The organism is Aeromonas sp. Prich7-2 (genome assembly GCF_017939255.1).
Classification (GTDB): domain Bacteria; phylum Pseudomonadota; class Gammaproteobacteria; order Enterobacterales; family Aeromonadaceae; genus Aeromonas; species Aeromonas caviae.
The window spans coordinates 1-16,881 of sequence record NZ_JAGKRI010000043.1 but is presented as its reverse complement, the minus strand read 5'-3'; the positions used below and the strand labels follow the sequence as shown (position 1 = coordinate 16,881).

The 16,881-nt window shown below is 63.0% G+C and carries 18 protein-coding genes and 1 pseudogene; 11 read left to right on the top strand and 8 right to left on the bottom strand.

Annotated elements, in window-relative coordinates:
• Positions 1–186: 186 nt before the first annotated feature.
• Complete coding sequence (gene pgi / locus J9892_RS09185; protein ID WP_049636091.1) at positions 187–1,836, bottom strand: glucose-6-phosphate isomerase; 1,650 nt, start codon at positions 1,834–1,836, stop codon at positions 187–189.
• A gap of 421 nt (positions 1,837–2,257) precedes the next feature.
• Between pgi and J9892_RS09180 the strand changes: the two genes are divergently transcribed.
• Positions 2,258–2,446, top strand: a complete 189-nt coding sequence (locus J9892_RS09180) for a hypothetical protein (protein WP_029314882.1) — start codon at positions 2,258–2,260, stop codon at positions 2,444–2,446.
• Positions 2,447–2,561: 115 nt separating this feature from the next.
• On the opposite strand, the gene J9892_RS09175 is transcribed toward J9892_RS09180, so the two are convergent.
• From J9892_RS09175 to coaBC, 5 genes and pseudogenes are all read right to left on the bottom strand, one after another.
• Positions 2,562–3,398: a mechanosensitive ion channel domain-containing protein gene (locus J9892_RS09175; RefSeq protein WP_042864726.1), complete on the bottom strand. Its 837-nt coding sequence runs from the start codon at positions 3,396–3,398 to the stop codon at positions 2,562–2,564.
• 284 nt (positions 3,399–3,682) lie between these two features.
• Positions 3,683–3,766, bottom strand: a pseudogene (locus tag J9892_RS09170) (nucleoid occlusion factor SlmA); the annotation flags it as partial.
• Positions 3,767–3,904: 138 nt separating this feature from the next.
• Positions 3,905–4,501, bottom strand: a complete 597-nt coding sequence (slmA, locus tag J9892_RS09165; RefSeq protein ID WP_010676117.1) for a nucleoid occlusion factor SlmA — start codon at positions 4,499–4,501, stop codon at positions 3,905–3,907.
• Between the two features lie 69 nt (positions 4,502–4,570).
• The gene (gene dut / locus J9892_RS09160; protein ID WP_010676116.1) at positions 4,571–5,029 is read right to left on the bottom strand and encodes a dUTP diphosphatase; all 459 of its coding nucleotides are present in this window, start codon (positions 5,027–5,029) and stop codon (positions 4,571–4,573) included.
• Between the two features lie 76 nt (positions 5,030–5,105).
• Entirely contained in the window at positions 5,106–6,308 is a 1,203-nt protein-coding gene (coaBC, locus tag J9892_RS09155) for a bifunctional phosphopantothenoylcysteine decarboxylase/phosphopantothenate--cysteine ligase CoaBC (protein WP_210538215.1), read from the bottom strand.
• A gap of 147 nt (positions 6,309–6,455) precedes the next feature.
• Between coaBC and radC the strand changes: the two genes are divergently transcribed.
• From radC to J9892_RS09125, 6 genes are all read left to right on the top strand, one after another.
• The gene (gene radC, locus J9892_RS09150) at positions 6,456–7,130 is read left to right on the top strand and encodes a DNA repair protein RadC (protein WP_039040991.1); all 675 of its coding nucleotides are present in this window, start codon (positions 6,456–6,458) and stop codon (positions 7,128–7,130) included.
• Positions 7,131–7,266: 136 nt separating this feature from the next.
• Complete coding sequence (gene rpmB, locus J9892_RS09145) at positions 7,267–7,503, top strand: 50S ribosomal protein L28 (protein ID WP_005307492.1); 237 nt, start codon at positions 7,267–7,269, stop codon at positions 7,501–7,503.
• Between the two features lie 11 nt (positions 7,504–7,514).
• Positions 7,515–7,682 (top strand): 50S ribosomal protein L33, encoded by a 168-nt coding sequence (rpmG, locus tag J9892_RS09140; RefSeq protein WP_005323752.1) that lies wholly within the window; start codon positions 7,515–7,517, stop codon positions 7,680–7,682.
• A 90-nt stretch (positions 7,683–7,772) separates the two neighbouring features.
• Positions 7,773–8,228, top strand: coding sequence for a hypothetical protein (locus tag J9892_RS09135; RefSeq protein ID WP_041212007.1), 456 nt, complete (start codon positions 7,773–7,775; stop codon positions 8,226–8,228).
• 14 nt (positions 8,229–8,242) lie between these two features.
• Positions 8,243–9,055, top strand: coding sequence for a bifunctional DNA-formamidopyrimidine glycosylase/DNA-(apurinic or apyrimidinic site) lyase (gene mutM, locus J9892_RS09130; protein ID WP_113977645.1), 813 nt, complete (start codon positions 8,243–8,245; stop codon positions 9,053–9,055).
• 98 nt (positions 9,056–9,153) lie between these two features.
• Positions 9,154–9,963: a VirK/YbjX family protein gene (locus tag J9892_RS09125; RefSeq protein WP_201871907.1), complete on the top strand. Its 810-nt coding sequence runs from the start codon at positions 9,154–9,156 to the stop codon at positions 9,961–9,963.
• A gap of 74 nt (positions 9,964–10,037) precedes the next feature.
• Here J9892_RS09125 and coaD read toward each other — a convergent pair whose 3' ends face one another.
• Positions 10,038–10,520, bottom strand: coding sequence for a pantetheine-phosphate adenylyltransferase (coaD, locus tag J9892_RS09120; protein ID WP_010676110.1), 483 nt, complete (start codon positions 10,518–10,520; stop codon positions 10,038–10,040).
• A gap of 221 nt (positions 10,521–10,741) precedes the next feature.
• Here coaD and J9892_RS09115 point away from each other — a divergent pair, with 221 nt between their 5' ends.
• Positions 10,742–11,785 carry a glycosyltransferase family 9 protein gene (locus tag J9892_RS09115; RefSeq protein WP_109112307.1) on the top strand — a complete coding sequence of 348 codons (1,044 nt, stop codon included), beginning with the start codon at positions 10,742–10,744 and terminating at the stop codon, positions 11,783–11,785.
• Between the two features lie 341 nt (positions 11,786–12,126).
• Here J9892_RS09115 and J9892_RS09110 read toward each other — a convergent pair whose 3' ends face one another.
• Complete coding sequence (locus J9892_RS09110) at positions 12,127–12,903, bottom strand: glycosyltransferase family 2 protein (RefSeq protein WP_113977698.1); 777 nt, start codon at positions 12,901–12,903, stop codon at positions 12,127–12,129.
• A 339-nt stretch (positions 12,904–13,242) separates the two neighbouring features.
• Here J9892_RS09110 and waaF point away from each other — a divergent pair, with 339 nt between their 5' ends.
• From waaF to J9892_RS09095, 3 genes are all read left to right on the top strand, one after another.
• Positions 13,243–14,340 carry a lipopolysaccharide heptosyltransferase II gene (waaF, locus tag J9892_RS09105; protein ID WP_210538214.1) on the top strand — a complete coding sequence of 366 codons (1,098 nt, stop codon included), beginning with the start codon at positions 13,243–13,245 and terminating at the stop codon, positions 14,338–14,340.
• 1 nt (position 14,341) lies between these two features.
• Positions 14,342–15,610, top strand: a complete 1,269-nt coding sequence (gene waaA / locus J9892_RS09100; RefSeq protein WP_043153329.1) for a lipid IV(A) 3-deoxy-D-manno-octulosonic acid transferase — start codon at positions 14,342–14,344, stop codon at positions 15,608–15,610.
• Positions 15,611–15,721: 111 nt separating this feature from the next.
• Positions 15,722–16,600: a DMT family transporter gene (locus J9892_RS09095; RefSeq protein ID WP_043153331.1), complete on the top strand. Its 879-nt coding sequence runs from the start codon at positions 15,722–15,724 to the stop codon at positions 16,598–16,600.
• Positions 16,601–16,881: the final 281 nt, after the last annotated feature.

Here is a 16,881-nt window from a genome sequence, read left to right as displayed (position 1 = left end):
CCGAGCCAGCATGTCGCCAGATGCCTCAACAACATCGTTCAGATCGTTTGCAATAGACATAAAAAAATCCGGAACCAGTGATTGGTTCCGGATTGTCCTACAGCAGAAGGATCGGTCAATGGATCCTTAACTGATCAGCATTGCGCTCATCGAGCGGGGCTTTTGCATTCTGGAGGGCGGGAGCAATCAGGCCTTCCAGGCTTTCCAGGTGTTGATCAGGCCGTTGGTGGAACCGTCGTGGCTGGTGACGGCTTCATCGGTGCCCAGCTCCGGCAGGATCTTGTTGGCCAGCTGTTTGCCCAGCTCCACACCCCACTGGTCGAAGGAGAAGATGTTCCAGATTGCACCCTGTACGAAGATCTTGTGCTCGTACATGGCGATCAGGGAGCCGAGAGTTTTCGGGGTCAGCTGCTTGAAGAGGATGGAGTTGGTCGGGCGGTTGCCTTCGAACACCTTGAACGGCACCAGATCCTTGACCTGCTCCAGGGTCTTGCCGGCGGCCAGGAACTCGGCCTCCACCGCTTCCTTGCTCTTGCCGAAGGCCAGGGCCTCGGTCTGGGCGAAGAAGTTGGCCAGGAGCTTCGGATGGTGGTCACCGATGGGGTTATGGCTGATGGCCGGCGCTAGGAAGTCGCAGGGGATCAGCTTGGTGCCCTGGTGGATCAGCTGGTAGAAGGCGTGCTGGCCGTTGGTACCCGGCTCACCCCAGATGATGGGGCCGGTCTGGTAGTCCACCGGATTGCCGTCGCGGTCCACGTACTTGCCGTTGGACTCCATGTTGCCTTGCTGGAAGTAGGCAGGGAAGCGATGCATGTACTGATCGTACGGCAGGATGGCTTCGGACTCGGCACCATGGAAGTTGTTGTACCACAGGCCAATCAGGGCCAGCAGTACGGGCACGTTCTGTTCATTGGCGGCAGTGGCGAAGTGCATGTCCATCTCGAAGGCGCCTTGCAGCAGGGCCTCGAAGTGCTCGAAGCCGAGGGAGAGGGCGATGGGCATGCCGATGGCGGACCAGGAGGAGTAACGACCGCCGACCCAGTCCCAGAACTCGAACATGTTGTCGGTGTCGATGCCGAACTCGGCCACGGCCTTGCCGTTGGTAGACAGGGCGGCGAAGTGCTTGGCCACGTGAGCCTTGTCACCGGCGTGACCGAGGAACCAGTCACGGGCGGTCAGGGCGTTGGTCATGGTCTCCTGGGTGGTGAAGGTCTTTGAGGCCACCAGGAACAGGGTGGTTTCCGGATCGATCTTCTTGAGCGTCTCGGCGATGTGAGTGCCGTCGACGTTGGAGACGAAGTGCATCTCCAGGTGATTCTTGTAGGGGCGCAGGGCCTCGGTGATCATGACGGGGCCCAGATCGGAGCCACCAATGCCGATGTTGACCACGTGCTGGATGGCCTTGCCGGTATAGCCCTTCCACTCGCCACCGATGACTTTCTCGCAGAAGCCCTTCATCTTGGCCAGTACGGCGTTCACTTCCGGCATCACGTCCTTGCCGTCAACCTCGATGGGACGGTCGGAGCGGTTGCGCAGGGCGGTGTGCAGTACGGCGCGTCCTTCGGTCATGTTGATCTTGTCGCCGTTGAACATGGCGTCGATGGCGCTGCGCAGATCGGTCTCGCCAGCCAGGTTCACCAGCAGCTTGAGGGTCTCTTCGGTGATCAGGTTCTTGGAGTAGTCGACCAGGATGTCGCCACCGAAGGTGAGGGAGAACTTGTCAAAACGCTTGGGATCCTGTGCGAACAGATCCTTGAGACGCATCTCCTTGTTGGCTGCAAAATGGGCTTCCAGTGCCTGCCAGGCCTGGGTCCGGGTTGGATTGATATTTTTCATAGGATTATCAGTCTTCCAAGTTGTGTTTGAACCTTGCAGGCAAGGCTCCCGCCAAACCTTATTATGCGAGCATTATACCGGGCACTCCGTGCGCCCCGTGTAACAGAGCATTACCAATTGTCTGCAACGAGGGAGTGTACAACCAAAACAGTGCGATTATGAGTCACTCAGTACCCCGGGATCTTGCGTTCGCGCATGCTTGCTCGGGTTGAAAAGGCTTTCATTTCAAGGGGAGCGCGGCCGTGGCTCTGGAAAGCTGGCGTGACAGATCAAAGGGTATTCAACAGACGCTCATCGGACGGTTTTTTGAGCAGGCGCAAATGGTGGGCAACAGACGCTGGCTATCATATGAGCCGAATGGACGAGATCTCCCAGGGATGGCCAAGGTATGGAATCAATGGTGTGGAATGAGGAGATCGAGATGAAAGCCCTGTTATCCCTGTTTGCCCTGAGCCTGATCGCCACCGGCCTCATCGGTTTGCTGACCCTGACGCTGGCCAATGCGGCGCCGACGCTGGAGATCCGCGTACTGGCGGTGATCGGAGCCGTGCTGGGGGGTTATGTGCTGATGCAGCCCCTGCTCAACCGGGTTGCACGCCGGCTGGGGTGAGAACGCGGTGCGACCTGGTGCGCAAGACCGGCCTGTGGCCGGTTTTTTCATGTCACAGAAGGCAGAAACGACAGTGCCAGCCCGAAGGCTGGCACTGGAGAACGCACACCGAGGATCAATCCGCAGTCTTTTGCATGTGGACCACACGCTGGGGGAAGGGAATCTCGATGCCCTCGGCGTCGAAGGTGAGCTTCACCTTCTCGTGGAAGTCGAACCAGACACCCCAGTAATCACCGGTCTTGACCCAGGGACGCACCACGATATTGACCGAGGAGTCGGCCAGCGCGGCAACGGCAATGGTGGCGGCCTGCTCCTTCAGGATGCGGGGCTCTTCGCTCACCAGCCGCTCCAGGATCTGTTTGGCCTTGCGCAGGTCGGAGCCGTAGCCGATGCCGAAGGTCATGTCGACGCGGCGGGTATCCATGCGCGAGTAGTTGACGATGGTGCCGTTGAGGATGGCGGAGTTCGGCACTACCACCATCTTGTTGTCACCCGAGGTGAGGGTGGTGGTGAAGAGCTGCACCGATTGCACAACGCCATTGGTGCCTGCCACCTCGATGAATTCCCCTGCCTTGATGGGGCGGAAGATGATGAGCAGGAAACCGGCGGCAAAGTTGGAGAGAGAGCCCTGCAGCGCCAGACCGATGGCCAGACCGGCGGCACCGATGATGGCCACGAAGGAGGCGGTCTGCACCCCGACCCGGCCCAGAGCGGCGATCACCACGAACACCAGAATGGTGTATTTGAGGATGCTGCCGACGAAGTGGGTGACGGTGGTGTCCAGCTTGCGGGTCTGCATCACCTTGACCACGCCACCGCTGAGAAGGTTGGCGGCAATGTAACCGACCAGCAGGGTGATCAGGGCGGCGGCGATGTTGACCGCATACTCGATGATCAGTCCCTGGTTGTTGGTCAGCCAGGTCTGTGCTTCGGTAATGATCTCGGGTTCCATAGGATGTCCTGTTGGTGTGAAGATTTATGGCAGATGAATCTAACACTTGAGCGCGACAAGCTGGGTCGCATCTGGTGCTTGTCTCTTCTTTTGTGCCACAAAAAGCAAGGGAGGCCAAGGCCTCCCGCTTTGTCACAACCCTGCTGGCGCAGGGACGCTGGGCATGTGCGCACTCAGCTTTGCAGCAGCTGGCTGCGGATAAACTGCCACTGATCTTCAAACCCGGCAGTGGGCTTGATGTTGAACTCCGAGCGGACGTGCATTGGTTGATGCGGTCTGCTGGCTCAGCTTTGCAGCAGCTGGCTGCGGATAAACTGCCACTGATCTTCAAAGCCGGCAGTGGGCTTGATTGTGAACTCGGAGCGGACGTGCATTGGTTGATGCGGTCTGCTGGCTCAGCTTTGCAGCAGCTGGCTGCGGATGAACTGCCACTGATCTTCAAAGCCGGCAGTGGGCTTGATTGTGCACTCGGAGCGGACGTGCATTGGTTGATGCGGTCTGCTGGCTCAGCTTTGCAGCAGCTGGCTGCGGATAAACTGCCACTGATCTTCAAACCCGGCGGTGGGCTTGATTTTGAACTCCGAGCGGACGAACTGGCTGATGCGGCCCTCAGTATAGGCCAGCAGCAGGTTGGCCAGCATGGTCTCGTCGAGCTGGAAGCCCTGGCCTTCCCGCAGCCGTTTCTCGCGCAGTACCTGCTTGATCTGGGTCTCCAGCTTGTCGAACAGAATGCTGATGCGATCCCGCAGCCGATCGTGTTCGCCCAGCAGGGCATCGCCATTGAGAATGCGGGTGATGCCGGGGTTGCGCTCGGCGAACACCAGCAGCAGCTGCAGTATGTGATGGCAGCGGGCCATGGTGTCCTTCTCTTCGGCCATGATCAGGTTGACCCGTGACAGCAGGGAATCCTCGATAAAGTCGATCAGCCCCTCGAACATCCTCGCCTTGCTGGGAAAATGCCGGTAGAGGGCCGCCTCGGACACACCGACCTCGGCCGCGAGGCGTGCCGTGGTGATGCGCTGGCCCGGGCTGGTTTCCAGCATGTGGGCGAGTGCCTGCAGGATCTGATCGCGCCGACTCTGTTTCTGGTTACTGCTTGCCATGGATTCCCCTAAAAAAACAATGGCTTGATTCTATTATTTGGCACGTGCCCCAGGGGCCGTGTGGTCTTGTTATTGGCGACCAGAAGAACCAAACCCGCCTTCACCCCGTTCACTCTGATTGAATTCGTCGACCAACTGGAAGCTGGCCTGTACCACCGGCAGGATCACCAGCTGGGCGATGCGCTCGCCAGGCTGCATGGTGAAGCTGTCGTTGCCACGGTTCCAGACCGAGACCATCAACTGACCCTGGTAGTCGGAGTCGATGAGGCCGACCAGGTTGCCCAGCACGATGCCGTGCTTATGGCCGAGGCCGGAGCGGGGCAGGATGGTGGCGCACAGACCCGGATCCTGGATGTGAATGGCCAGCCCGGTCGGCACCAGCGTGGTGTCGCCCGGGGCCAGGGTCAGCGGGGCATCCAGCAGGGCGCGCAAGTCCATGCCAGCGGAGCCCGGTGTGGCGTAAGCGGGCAGCGGGAAGTCGGTGCCGATGCGGGCATCCAGGATTTTCAGTTCAATTTGTGTCGTCATGAATCTTTTTCAATTGGATCGCCTGGCGATCGGGTGGTACTGCAGGAGCCTGGGGCTCCCGGCATGTTCAATGGGCTCAGGGTCGATAATGGCGTGCAATCAGGGCGACAAGATGACGGGCGAGCGTCAGCTTATCGGCCAGGGGCAGGGCGGCTTGACCCCCTTGCCAGAAGACGGTCAGGGCGTTGTCATCGGCATTGAAACCCTGGCCTGCACGGGACACATCGTTGGCTGCGATCATGTCCAGCCGCTTACGTCGAAGTTTGTCGAGGGCGTATTGTTCCACATCCACGGTTTCGGCGGCAAATCCGACGGTGAAGGGTTTGTCTGACAACGCCCCCACATCGGCGATGATGTCGGGGTTTTTGACCAGGGTCAGCTGCATTTGGTCGTTGTCGCCGGTCTTCTTGATCTTTTGCTCGGCCACCTGGGCGGGACGGTAGTCGGCGACGGCAGCGCAGCCGATAAAGAGGTCGCACTCACCGACCCGGCTCATCACTGCTTCGTGCATCTGCAGGGCACTCTCCACATCGATGCGGGTAACGCCGGCCGGGGTGGCCAGTGCCACCGGGCCGCTCACCAGGGTCACCTCCGCGCCCGCTTCGCGCGCGGCGTGGGCGATGGCGTAGCCCATCTTGCCGGAGCTGTGGTTGCTGATATAGCGCACCGGATCCAGCGCCTCGCGGGTCGGCCCGGCTGTGAGCAGCAGCCTGACGCCTGCCAGGAGCGGTTCGGCGGCGAGCTGCTGGCAGCAGCGTTCCACCAGTTCCAGGGGATCCAGCATCCGGCCCGGGCCCACATCGCCGCAGGCCTGGCTGCCGGAATCCGGCCCCCACAGCTGAATGCCGCGCTCGGCGAGGGTCTGAAGGTTGGCCTGGGTGGCGGCGTTGCGGTACATCTGCTGGTTCATGGCTGGCGCCAGGGCGATAGTCGCCGGGGTGGCAAGGCAGAGGGTGGTGAGCAGCTCGTCCGCCATGCCGGCGGCCATGCGGGCCATCAGGTTGGCGCTGGCGGGGGCGATCAGCACCAGATCGGCCCACTTGGCCAGTTCGATGTGGCCCATGCCCGCCTCGGCAGCCGGGTCCAGCAGACTGTCGGCCACCGGGTGGCCTGAGACGGCTTGCAGGGTCAGCGGGGTGATGAACTCCTTGGCGGAGCGGGTCATCACCACTCGCACCTCGGCCCCCTGATCTTTCAGGCGACGTACCAGTTCGGCACTCTTGTAGGCGGCGATCCCGCCACTGACACCCAACAGGATGCGTTTATCGGCCAATCTCATCTGCTGCTTCTCTTCCGGCTCACTCTGACTGGTCGGCTAAGATAGCACAGGCAATGGGTGGCGACAGAGGCTGACATGGGGGAGTTGTGGTCGGGCTCGCGGGATTCTTTGCTATGTTTTCTCTCAATAGCCATGAGGGAGAGACAAATGAGCATCAAGGAGTGGCCGGAAGAGGAGCGCCCGAGGGAAAAGCTGCTGCGCCGAGGGGCGGCGACGCTCTCCGATGCCGAACTGCTGGCCATCTTCCTGCGCACCGGGGTCAGCGGGTTGAGTGCGGTGGACCTCTCCCGCCAGTTGTTGCAGCAGTTTGGTTCCCTGCGGGCACTGCTGGGAGCCGAGCAGCAGGATTTTTGTGGCGCTCACGGGCTGGGACCTGCCAAGTATGCCCAGTTGCAGGCGGTGCTGGAGATGGGGCGGCGCCATCTGGCCGAACAGTTGCAACGGGGAGAGGCGCTCACCTCGCCCGGGCTTACCCGTGACTTTCTGCAAGCCCAGTTGCGGGATCGGGGGCGGGAGGTGTTCGCCCTGCTGCTGCTCGACAACCAGCACAGGGTCATCCGGTTTGTCGAACTTTTTTACGGCACCCTCGACTCGGCGAGCGTCTGGCCCAGAGAAATCGTGCAGATCGCGCTCAAACATAATGCAGCCGCCGTGATTCTGGCGCATAATCACCCGTCCGGCGTGGCCGAGCCCAGTCGGGCGGACCGCCAGATCACGGATCGGATCCTGGCCGCCCTGGCCCTGGTCGATATCAGAGTGCTTGATCACCTGGTGATCGGTGATGGCATCACGGTTTCTTTCGCAGAGCGTGGTTGGTTGTGACTGGGCTCTGGCACTGTATTAGTTGATCTTTGATCACGGATGCTGTATAAAATGCCGCCTTCTGTTTGCCCCGCAATCGAAGGCCAGCGGGGCAGATATTTGCTCGAGCAATGAAGTAAGATTTGGAGAGACTGACATGTCTAGAGTATGCCAAGTAACCGGCAAGCGCCCGGCAGTTGGTAACAACCGTTCGCACGCTAACAACGCTACCAAGCGTCGTTTCCTGCCGAACCTGCACACTCACCGTTTCTGGGTTGAGAGTGAAAAACGCTTCGTGAGCCTGCGCGTATCCGCAAAAGGCATGCGTATCATCGACAAGCGCGGCGTTGAAGTGGTTCTGGCTGAACTGCGTGCCAGCGGCGTTAAGGTATAAGGAATTAGATCATGGCTAAAGGTATTCGCGATAAGATTCGCCTGAACTCCAGCGCCGGTACTGGTCACTTCTATACCACTACCAAGAACAAGCGCACCATGCCCGAAAAAATGGAGATCAAGAAATTTGATCCCGTGATTCGTCAGCATGTGATCTACAAAGAAGGCAAAATCAAGTAATTACTTGGTTTCGCTGCAAAAACCCGGCCTCGTGCCGGGTTTTTTTATGGCTGGAATTCAGTACACTGCCGATTCGAAGGGAGGCTAGCCATGTTCAAACTGAGCCGCAAAGGCTGGAACAACGTGATCATCGTGGTCGTGTTGATCGTCATTACCCTGTTGCACCGGCTGGAGCAGGCCCAGCAGGAGAACAGTGCCAAACGCGCGCGTCCGCTGTTGCCGGAGAGTGCCGTGGTGCTGACCTGGCAGGGACCGAGCTGGCAGATAGAGCGTATCGGCCAGGGCTGGCGCAGCGCGCCGGATCTGGGGCTTGGCAGCACCCAGCTGGCGGCCCGCATCGAGGCGTGGCAAGGCTGGCTGCTGCCCCCCGGCGAGCCCGTGCGCGGCACCCCGGTGACCCTCAAGATCTGGATCGCCGGACAGAGCGATCCGGTGGAAGTCGGGCTCTATCAGGACGACGGCAAGTTTGCCGCCCTGCTGCCCTCCTCGACCTGGCTCAGCCTGAGTCAGGCGCAATACCGTGACCTGATGCGTCCCATTCCCTGAACGAGAGATCGCCCATGCCTGAATTACCGGAAGTCGAAGTCAGCCGCCAGGGCATCTCCCCCTGGCTTACCGGCATCAAGGTGACCCGCGTGGTGGTGCGGGACGGCCGCCTGCGCTGGCCCGTGCCCGGCGAGATCCAGGAGCTGGTGGATCTCACCATCCACCGCGTCAGCCGCCGCGCCAAATACCTGTTGCTGGAGACCGACTTTGGCACCGCCATCCTGCATCTCGGGATGTCCGGCAGCCTGCGGGTGCTGGACATCGGCACCCCGGCCGAGAAGCACGATCATGTGGATATCGAGCTGGCCAACGGCAAGCTGCTGCGGCTCAACGATCCGCGCCGTTTTGGCGCCCTGCTGTGGACCCGCGAACCGACCGAGGCCCATGCCCTGCTCGCCAAGCTGGGGCCGGAACCCCTCACCGATGCCTTCCATGCCGATTACCTGCGGGAGCGGGCGAAGGGGCGCAGCACCGCCATCAAGCAGTTCCTGATGGACAACCACGTGGTGGTCGGGGTGGGCAACATCTACGCCAACGAGGCGCTCTATGCCGCCGGCATTCATCCCAGGCGGGCGGCAGGCAACATCAGCGCCGAGCGGCTGGGCACCCTGGTGAGCGAGATCAAGCGGGTGTTGGCCGAAGCCATTCGCCAGGGGGGCACCACCCTCAAGGATTTCACCAGCGCCGACGGCAAGCCGGGCTATTTCGTCCAGCAGCTGCAGGTTTACGGCCGTGGCGGCCAGCCCTGTTTCCACTGCCACACCCTGCTCACCGAGGTGAAGATGGGCCAGCGAACCACGGTGTTCTGCTCCCACTGCCAACGCTGAAAGTGGGATTTTTGAGCCGGAACCGGCCAAGTTGTAAGAGAGTATTTCCGGTCTGTTGAAGCGGCGTCAGCCCATGACTACTATCTCGCCAGTTCAGGCTGCGCAGTCTGCTCTACCGTGCGCAGTTGAACCGGGTATTCGAGCTGTTCCAGAGCGCCCCCCTGCGGGCGCTTCCCGCCCGCCACCCCGAGCTGCTCGACAAGCCGATGCGCCCCTATCGCTTCGCCTGCTCGACGGTGAACCAGCGGGTCAAGATGGTGGAGGATCACTACCGCCTGCTGCTGGGCCTGTACCCCGAGCTCATCGACCCGCTCTATCTGGGGGAGGGGATAGTGCTGGGCCATTATCCCGATGGCGGCTGGCGCATCGTGCTGCGTCACGACGGCACCTTCCGCAGGGAGGCGGAGCTGGCGCTCTCCATCGTCAACGCGCGGGGGGAGCGACTCTACAGCTGTGCCTTCTCCCTGGCGGGCAACGAACAGGAGCTGGCCCTGGTGATCGGGTCGGTGCAGGGGCCAGAGCCCTGTGTCGAGCAGCCCCAGGAGCAGGTGCGGGCATTGACCCGGGCGGGTCAGGGTCTGAGGCCCAAGTCGCTGGTGGTGATGCTGGTGATGGCGCTGGCCGGGGCCATGGGGGCCCACCGGGTCTGTGCGGTGCGCATGAAGGCCCACATCTTCCAGGCAAGACGGTACAGCAAGAAGAAGAAAGCCTGCCTGCAGGCGGACTACGACGAGCTGTGGCAGGAGTTTGGCGCCCTCGATCAGGACGCCAACTTCGTGCGGCTGCAACCCGTGGTGCGCAAGCCGCTGGAGGAGATCGCCTCCAAGAAGCGGGCCATGTACCGGCGCCGTTACGAGTGGCTCGATCAGCTGGAGCTGGCGATCCGCCAGCAGTTTGCCCGCAGCTAGGCGTGCAGTGCGTTGATGCAACAAGGGCTACCCGCGGGTAGCCCTTGTTCGTTTCTGCCCATCAGGGGAGGGGATTAGCGCTGCTGCCTGGCGGCGATGGCCTGAGCCACCAGGGGGTCGACGAACTGGTGGATGTCACCTCCGTGCAGCGCCACCTCCTTCACCAGGGTGGAGGAGATGAAGGAGTTCTCCTCCGCCGGGGTGAGGAAGACGCTCTCCAGGGTGGGCATCAGGCGACGGTTCATGTTGGCGAGCTGGAACTCGTATTCGAAGTCGGAGACAGCGCGCAGGCCGCGGATCAGCACGTTGGCCTGCTGCTCCCTGGCAAAATCCACCAGCAGGCCTGAGAAGCCCACCACCTTGACGTTGGGCAGGTGAGCCGTCACCTGCCGAGCCAGCTGAACGCGCTCCTCGAGATCGAACAGCGGCCGTTTGCTCGGGCTGTTGGCCACCCCGACCACCACCTCGTCGAACAGTCTGGCGGCGCGGCCAATGAGATCGGTATGGCCGTTGGTGATGGGGTCGAAGGTGCCGGGATAGATTACCTTGTTGGTCATGCTGCTGATTCCTGAAACCGGAAAACTGGTCGCATTATAGGGGCTGTTGCCGGTTTGTCGCGACCGGGATGGCGCGGATTTCTGGCGCTGATCGGCGGCCGGGGTCGCACAAATCGGAGCCCCGTGGCGTCTTCGCTTGAGAATCGCCCTGCATCAGGCAAGAATACCCGCATCGCGCATCAAGCCTCCTTCGCTGGTGACAGGGAGCATAGGGATTTTTTATGAAACGTATTCTGGTAGTCCGCAATGACAAGATTGGTGACTTCATGCTGGCGTGGCCGAGCTTTGCCATGCTCAAGCGCTCCATGGAGTGTCATGTGACTGCCCTGGTTCCCGCCTACACGGCGCCCCTGGCCCGCCTCTGCCCATGGATCGACGAGATCATCCTGGATCCTGGTGCCCGGGCCGACAAGGAGCAGCAACGCGCCCTGCTGGCGCGCATCAAGGCGGCCGCCTTCGATGCCTCCATCTGCCTCTTCTCCAACACCCGCAATGCCAAGCTGGTGTGGAAGGCGCACATTCCCTACCGGCTGGCCCCGGCCACCAAGCTGGCCCAGGTGCTCTACAACCAGCGCCTGGTGCAGCGCCGCTCCCGCTCCCAGAAGCCGGAGTACGAATACAACCTGGATCTGGTGCGCCGCTTCCTCGCCGATCAGCATCAGGCTGTGGTAGAGCCACAAGGACCCTACCTCGGCTTCGACCCCGAGAGCCTGCTGCAGGTGCGCGAGCAGGTCGCCGCCCGTCTCAGGCTCGACGCCAGCCGCCCCTGGCTGATGGTGCATGCGGGCAGCGGCGGCTCGGCCAACAACCTCTCCATCGAGCAGTACTCGCGCCTCATCATCAAGCTCAACCAGGCCTGTCCCGAGTTGCAGTGCGTGTTGACGGCAGGGCCGGGGGAGGAGGGGAAGGCGGAGCAGTTGGCGGCCGAACTGCTGGCCCATGGGGGCAACGGCTGGATCTATCGCTCCGACGAGGGGCTGCCGAAGTTCTGCCAGGTGATGGCCAACGCCGCCCTGTTCGTGGCGGGCAGCACGGGGCCCCTGCACATCGCTGCGGCCATGGACGTGCCGACCGTCGGCTTCTTCCCGGCACACCGTTCGGCGACGCCGCTGCGCTGGCGGCCGCTCAACGGCGAGGGGCGCCATCTGCCCTTCAGCCCGCCGGAAGACAGCGACCACCCGGAGGACATGAGCCAGCTCGATCCCAAGGCGATGGCGGCAGAGATCGCCCGCTGGGCGCAGCCCTTCTGGCGCGCCGAGCGCTGAGAGCGCACACAGAACATACAGACAGGGCCCCGCAGGGCCCTGTATTGTATGGGGATGCGCCTTACTGGCAGGCCAGCCTACCGGACGTGGTCCCCGACAGCCCCCTTGACGGGCCGGCCCGGGCCCCGGGCAGGGGAAACCTGTCGGTATAAGCCGGAGTCGGGTCATGTTGCCAATATCCATGCATTCGGCTTATAGCGGCCAGTTTTCGTCCGTGGCGCCCGGGTTTGCGCCGTGAGCGGCCCCGCGAGGGCTGCGCCCGCTCCATGGCAATAGGGTTTGCCCCTTGTCCCGCTGGAACAAGGGGTGAGTGATTAATGGGATGTTTGAGGCGCGATGCCCTATTTCGGCTGCTGGAGCTGCTGGCGAACCCAGAGATCGGCGTATTTGACGAAGGTGGAGTGGGCGGAGAGAATGGCCAGCAGCAGGCCCTGCTTGCCGTCGAGGAAACCGGCCTTGAGCAGGTACATCTTGAGGAAGCAGCCGACGGCGTGGACCAGCCCCTGGCCGAGGGATCCCTTCTTGCCGCGGGCGGTGCGCTGATCGGCCCATGCGCGGGCATAGCCGGCGGATTTGACCAGGTAGTGTTCCAGATCCCGGTAGGTGTAGTGGAGGAGGTCGCCCTGCAGGTTGACGATCTTCATGTTGGCGCGCACCTCCACCTTCTCGTGTACCAGCGCCTCGTTGTAGCCGGTCAGCGCCTTGGGGTAGAGGCGCAGCACCCGATCCGGGTACCAGCCGCTGTGGCGGATGAAGCGGCCGAACACCCAGGAGAGGCGCGGGATGGAGTAGATGGTGTCGCTGGCCGGGTTGGCCATGACCCCCTGGATGGCTTCCCTGAGTTCCGGGGTGAGCCGCTCGTCCGCGTCCAGCCACAGCACCCACTCCGACTGGACATGGGACTGGGCGAGGCGGCGCTGACGGCCGAAACCGGGCCAGGTGGTGTTGACGAAGAAGCGGGCGCCAAATTCGGCGGCGATGGCCGGGGTGTCATCCTGACTGCCGGAGTCGAGAATGACGATTTCATCCGCCAGGCCTTCGAGGGAGGCGAGGCAGGCACGGAGGTTGTCGGCTTCGTTCTTGACGATCAGGACGGCCGCCAGGGTCGGTTTTTTCACAGGCAAGGGACTCTTGTTGGTGCCCGGCGGGCGGGTCATGCTCGGATTGGCGCCCATTCTAGCCTAAAACCCCGCGCGGGGCATGACCCGAGGGCCCGGTGGACCCGCTTTTGAATGCGGGGGAAGGGGGATCTCTGCTACCCGGCAGTCTGTGGCCCAGGGCACGCCGTGTCCGGGTGGAAGAGGGCCTCAGGAGGGATGCGCGGGGGAGCAGATCCTGCCAGGGAGGCGTTTTGCGGGGGCAGACGGGTATCTTCTGTTATTTCTTCGGCCTTTCTTGGGGCATAATCTCGCCCAGTAACGATCAACAGCCGGGCCAGTCCCGAGAGAAGACGCGCGATGAAGATATTGGTGATCGGCCCCTCCTGGGTCGGCGACATGGTGATGTCCCAGAGCCTCTACAAGGCGCTCAAGAGCAACCACCCGGGCAGCGAGCTCCATGTGATGGCGCCGACCTGGTGCGTTGCGCTGCTGGAGCGGATGCCCGAGGTGGACAAGGCCATCCCCATGCCGCTTGGCCACGGTGACTTCAAGCTGGGGGCACGCCGTCGCCTTGGCAAGCAGTTGGCCACGGAGCAGTACGATCAGGCCATCATCCAGCCCAACTCCATGAAGTCGGCCCTCATCCCCTGGTTTGCCAGGATCCCGGTGCGCACCGGCTGGAAGGGGGAGCACCGCTTCGGTCTGCTCAACGATATGCGCAGCAACAAGCAGGCCTTCCCGCTGATGGTGGAAGGCTATGTGGCTCTGGCCTACCCCAAGGGGCAGATGAAGAGTCGGGACGACATTCCCGCTATTCCCCATCCCTCCCTGCACGTGGATCTCATCAACCAGGGCAAGGCGCTGGAGCGGCTCGGCCTGAATCGTGCCCGCCCTGTGCTGGTGCTCTGTCCGGGGGCCGAGTTCGGCCCGGCCAAACGCTGGCCGGAGGGGCACTACGCCGTGGTGGCGCAAAAGCACCTCGACGAGGGATGGCAGGTGTGGATCTTCGGTTCGGGCAAGGACGTGGACGTGGCCAACACCATCCGCGATCGGATCAACCCCCTGTCGCGCCCCAACTGCCACGTGCTGGCGGGCAAGACCAGCCTGCACGAGGCGATCGACCTGGTGGCGCTGGCCGGTCGGGTCATTGCCAACGACTCGGGCCTGATGCACGTGGCGGCCGCCCTCAACCGGCCGCTGATCGGCGTCTACGGCTCCACCTCGCCCCTCTATACCCCACCGCTGGCGGACAGGGTCGAGATCGTCCACACCGACATCGAGTGCCGCCCCTGCTTCAAGCGCACCTGCAAGTTCGGCCACCTCAAGTGCCTGATCGAGCTGATGCCGGAACAGGTCATCGAGGCGGGAAATCGGCTGGAGCGTGGTGAAACGGCAGATCTGACCATAGTGCGGCATCCGGTGGAATCCTCTGCTGCTGAACCAGGTAATAGCTAGCATGATCTACCGGTTGCTCTACAACCTGCTGATCCACCTGGGGTTGCCCCTGGCGCTGCTGGCGCTCTACAAGCCCAAAAAAGGCAAGCCCGGCTTCGGGGCGCGCTGGGCCGAGCATCTGGGACGATTGCCGCCGACCGGACAGGAGGCTCCCCTCTGGATCCATGCGGTGAGCGTGGGGGAGACCCTGGCCATCACCCCCTTCATCCGCGCCCTCAAGGCCGAGCGCCCCGAGCTGCCCATCCTGCTCACCACCACCACCCGCACCGGCGCCGAACAGGCAGCCAAGCTTGGGGATCTGGTGGTGCATCGCTATGCGCCTCTCGACTACCCCTGGGCCGTCTCGGCGTTTCTGAGCACCGTCAAGCCCCGCGCCCTCTGGGTGATGGAGACAGAGCTGTGGCCGAACTGGCTGGCGGCCTGCGAGGCACGCCACCTGCCGGTGACCATCCTCAATGCCCGCCTCTCGGAGCGATCCTGTCAGCGCTATGGTCGCTTCCAGGGCGCATTCGATGCCCTGAGCCGCCCGCTGACCCACCTGCTGTGCCAGCATCAGGACGATGCGGATCGCTTCCATCGGCTGGGGATAGGGCGCAACCGGCTGGCGGTGACCGGCTCCATCAAGTTCGACATCCAGTTTGGCGACGAGGTGCAGGCCAGGGGCCGTGCCCTGCGCCAGCAACTGGGGGAGGCACGACCTGTCTGGATCGCCGCCAGTACCCACCAGGGGGAAGACGAGCTGGTGCTGGCTGCCTTTGATCGGGTGCTCAAGGCCCACCCCTCCGCCCTGCTGATCCTGGTGCCGCGCCATCCCGAGCGTTTCGATCGGGTGGCCGAGCTGTGCGCCCCCTACGGTTGCGTGCGGCGTACGGCGGGCAGTGCGGTCGGCGAGAGCGACAAGGTTTACCTGGGTGACACCATGGGCGAGCTGCCACTGATGCTGGCGGCGGCGGATCTCGCCTTTGTCGGTGGCAGCCTGGTGCCCGTGGGCGGTCACAACCTGCTGGAACCGGCGGCGCTGGGCAAACCCTGCCTAACCGGCCCCGTTTATTTCAACTTCAGCGACATCACCCGCCAGCTGGTGGCCCAGGGGGGCGCCGCCGTGGTGGCGGATGCCGAGGCGCTCGGTGACAAGGTGAACGCCTTGCTCGCCGATGCGGGCGCCCGCCGCGAGATGGGGGAGCAGGCCCGTGCCGTGGTGCTGCGCAACCAGGGGGCGCTGGCGCGCACCCTCTCCCACTGCCTCGCCAGCCTGGAAGGTGACGACTGAGGCGGGGCGGCGTGGTAGCCGCCCCGCCAGCATGTCTGTCAAACCCCGGGAGACAATCCGCGCCTCTTTCCTTTATGCTCTGCCCTTTGCCCCTGACCCTGTGATGCCCCGATGAACCGCGCTCCCCTGCTGTTGATGATACTGGTCACCCTGCTGGCCGCCGCTGGCTGGCTCTTCTCGAAAGAGGCGATTCGCGAACTGCCCACCGCCGCCTTTATCGGCAGCCGCTTCCTGCTGGCCGCCCTGCTGCTGTTGCCGCTCGCCTGGTTGCGCGAGCCGCCCCCCAGTGGCTCACAACTGCTGCGCGCCGCCGGGTGCGGCACCTTGCTCGGGGCCAGCCTGCTGTTCTGGGTTACCGCCATCAGCCAGAGCGATGCGCTCGGCAGTGGCGCCTTCATCATGAGCGTGGCCACCCTGATGGCGCCGCTCGCCGCCTGGGCCGCCTTCAAGGCCAGACCCGGCCGCCACTACTGGCTCACCCTGCCCGTCGCCGTGGCTGGCCTGCTGCTGCTCTCCAGCAGCACCCACTGGGGCGTGTCGCTCTCCCTGTTCTGGTTTCTGGCGGCGGCCGCCACCCTGGGAGTCCAGCTCGCGGTGCACCGCCACTTCGCCCAGTCCATCCCTCCTACCTGGCTCACCTGCATCCAGTTGGCGGTGACCGGACTGCTCGGCACCCTGCTCTCCCTGCTGACCGAGCAGTGGCCCGCCAGCATCGGCACTGGCATCTGGGGCTGGTTTGCGGCCAGCGTCCTGATCGCCACCACATTGCGCTACTGGCTGCTCACCCACGCCCTGAGCCGGATGACCACGGCCCACGCCGCCCTGCTGATGCTGCTGGAACCGGTCTGGACCCTGATCTTAAGCACCTTCTTCTATGACGAGCCGCTGGGCCCCGCCAAGCTGGCCGGCGCCGGCCTGGTGCTGGGCGCCCTGGTGCTCTACCAGCTCCCCCTGCTGCTGCGCAGCCGAAGGCTGAAGTCACCGGTCTAGCCTGCACGGGCGGGGGATGGATCAAAAAGAAGGAGAGGGTCTGCATGGCAGACCCTCTTTGCGTGATGGCACATGTCGGGCTCCCTTTGCTAGGGGTTACCATCAGTCAGGCGGCTGAGCGCTGCGGGAAACGAGCATAAAAAAGGTTCTTCGCGGGATCTTGGGGAAGTGGAAGTTGACAGACAGGGTGCTGGTAAACTGGCTGTCTCCAAACACACCACCACCATCACCCTGCTGTCGCCGTGCATCATATTGATATTGCCTCCTTCTGGCCAGGTTAT

What these genes read in the sequence shown, in the direction of transcription:
- pgi (WP_049636091.1), bottom strand. Translation starts at nt 1,836, where the DNA reads ATGAAAAATATCAATCCAACCCGGACCCAGGCCTGGCAGGCACTGGAA.
- J9892_RS09180 (WP_029314882.1), top strand. Translation starts at nt 2,258, where the DNA reads ATGAAAGCCCTGTTATCCCTGTTTGCCCTGAGCCTGATCGCCACCGGC.
- J9892_RS09175 (WP_042864726.1), bottom strand. Translation starts at nt 3,398, where the DNA reads ATGGAACCCGAGATCATTACCGAAGCACAGACCTGGCTGACCAACAAC.
- slmA (WP_010676117.1), bottom strand. Translation starts at nt 4,501, where the DNA reads ATGGCAAGCAGTAACCAGAAACAGAGTCGGCGCGATCAGATCCTGCAG.
- dut (WP_010676116.1), bottom strand. Translation starts at nt 5,029, where the DNA reads ATGACGACACAAATTGAACTGAAAATCCTGGATGCCCGCATCGGCACC.
- coaBC (WP_210538215.1), bottom strand. Translation starts at nt 6,308, where the DNA reads ATGAGATTGGCCGATAAACGCATCCTGTTGGGTGTCAGTGGCGGGATC.
- radC (WP_039040991.1), top strand. Translation starts at nt 6,456, where the DNA reads ATGAGCATCAAGGAGTGGCCGGAAGAGGAGCGCCCGAGGGAAAAGCTG.
- rpmB (WP_005307492.1), top strand. Translation starts at nt 7,267, where the DNA reads ATGTCTAGAGTATGCCAAGTAACCGGCAAGCGCCCGGCAGTTGGTAAC.
- rpmG (WP_005323752.1), top strand. Translation starts at nt 7,515, where the DNA reads ATGGCTAAAGGTATTCGCGATAAGATTCGCCTGAACTCCAGCGCCGGT.
- J9892_RS09135 (WP_041212007.1), top strand. Translation starts at nt 7,773, where the DNA reads ATGTTCAAACTGAGCCGCAAAGGCTGGAACAACGTGATCATCGTGGTC.
- mutM (WP_113977645.1), top strand. Translation starts at nt 8,243, where the DNA reads ATGCCTGAATTACCGGAAGTCGAAGTCAGCCGCCAGGGCATCTCCCCC.
- coaD (WP_010676110.1), bottom strand. Translation starts at nt 10,520, where the DNA reads ATGACCAACAAGGTAATCTATCCCGGCACCTTCGACCCCATCACCAAC.
- J9892_RS09115 (WP_109112307.1), top strand. Translation starts at nt 10,742, where the DNA reads ATGAAACGTATTCTGGTAGTCCGCAATGACAAGATTGGTGACTTCATG.
- waaF (WP_210538214.1), top strand. Translation starts at nt 13,243, where the DNA reads ATGAAGATATTGGTGATCGGCCCCTCCTGGGTCGGCGACATGGTGATG.
- waaA (WP_043153329.1), top strand. Translation starts at nt 14,342, where the DNA reads ATGATCTACCGGTTGCTCTACAACCTGCTGATCCACCTGGGGTTGCCC.
- J9892_RS09095 (WP_043153331.1), top strand. Translation starts at nt 15,722, where the DNA reads ATGAACCGCGCTCCCCTGCTGTTGATGATACTGGTCACCCTGCTGGCC.